This window comes from Xanthobacter sp. BG11Y11_SDJG, assembly GCF_057364445.1.
In genome coordinates, this window is the sequence record NZ_JBNFNU010000662.1 from 1 (window position 1) to 1,357 (window position 1,357).

Below are 1,357 nucleotides of genomic sequence, written 5' to 3' on the forward strand. Positions count from 1 at the left end.
GGTGCGGGCGCAGCTGGACGCCGGCGCGCGCATCGGAGGATGCAGCCGCGCCGCGCGGCGCGGGGGATCGCGGCGGTCTGGCATGGCGGCGGTTCTCGATGGGCACGCAAGGATCGGAGCCGAGAGTCGGCGCAGGGCGGCGTCGCACCGTTCGGCGGGCAATGGGAGGCCGGCAATGGCAGGCCGGACCGGTCCCCCAAATTGATGCCGAAACCATGTGCGGACAATACGCCGGAAGCGACACGCGCCGGGAGAAATTGGCGCCGGGCGCAAATCTCGAACGTGACTGAACCCTAGCCGGACAGCGTCACGCTGTCAAGGACTATATTCCTTTTTCCTGCGGCGAGCCGCCGACCGCGGCGCGGGCGGCGGTCTGCGACGTCCCAAACGGCCTCAGTTCATCAGCAGCAGGAAGCGGCGGTTGATGGCCTGGAGCGGGCGGGCGTTCATGGGGAAGATGGCGCGGAACGCGTCGATGTCCGCCTGTGCCACCTCGATGGGGGCCGCGAAGACATTCCAGTCCACCACCTCCGCGCAGGGCGGCGTGGTGAGCGAGCCTTCGTAGCGATAGAGGCGCCGGGACGCCGGCAGGAAGGCGGCGATGTCGATGACGGGCTGGGCGGTCGCCGCGCCCTCGGCCTTCGGCGCCGCCGCCATCACCTGAGCGAAGGCGGCATTGGCCTTGCCCGCTGTCATGAACACGCCCACCACGGCGAGCCCGCCTTCGGCCGGGCGTGGACGAAATGCACCTCCATGGCGGTGCGCGCGCCGCCGATCGCGTGCTCGCTCGGCGCATGGAAATGGAACTGCTTCAACTCATAGGGCTTGCCGGCGAGGTCGACGGTGTTGGCGCCGGAAAGCGCATCGGCCTGGATCGTGTGGCCGTTATTGACCACCTTGAAGGGCTGCGCCGACCAGGAGAAGGCGAGCGGCTTCTGCACGGTCTCGACGGCACCTTCGAGGTTCACCGGCGACTGCTGGCTGCCGAGCGCGCAGGACTGAAAGTCGGCGGAGAGCGCGCCCCACTCCTTCGGGCCGCCGTGGCCCTCATAGGTCCAGTGGGGATGGGCGGCTTCGGCCGGCGCAAGGCCGGCGCACAGCGGGCAGGCCGCGAGGCCGGAAAGGAAGCTGCGACGGGTGACGGACATGGCGGATCTTTCTGTCCAGAGGCCGCGCGAGCATAACCCGGACAGATGAACCCAGCTTGAACCAAGCCATTGACGCAGCGTCAATTATATCCCGTAACGTCATGACTTGGCACACCCGCTCCGCGCGCGGGCGGGGGCCGCGGAAGGAGCGGAGGGACGGGGCGGCGCGTGCGGGATCAGGTGCGCGGTGCGGGCAGCGACAGGGAGCG

Annotated in this window: 1 pseudogene; it reads right to left on the bottom strand. The window is 69.3% G+C overall.

The features are described from left to right. Positions 1-393: 393 nt before the first annotated feature. Positions 394-1,148, bottom strand: a pseudogene (locus AC2W7M_RS25535) (carbonic anhydrase). Positions 1,149-1,357 lie beyond the last annotated feature (209 nt).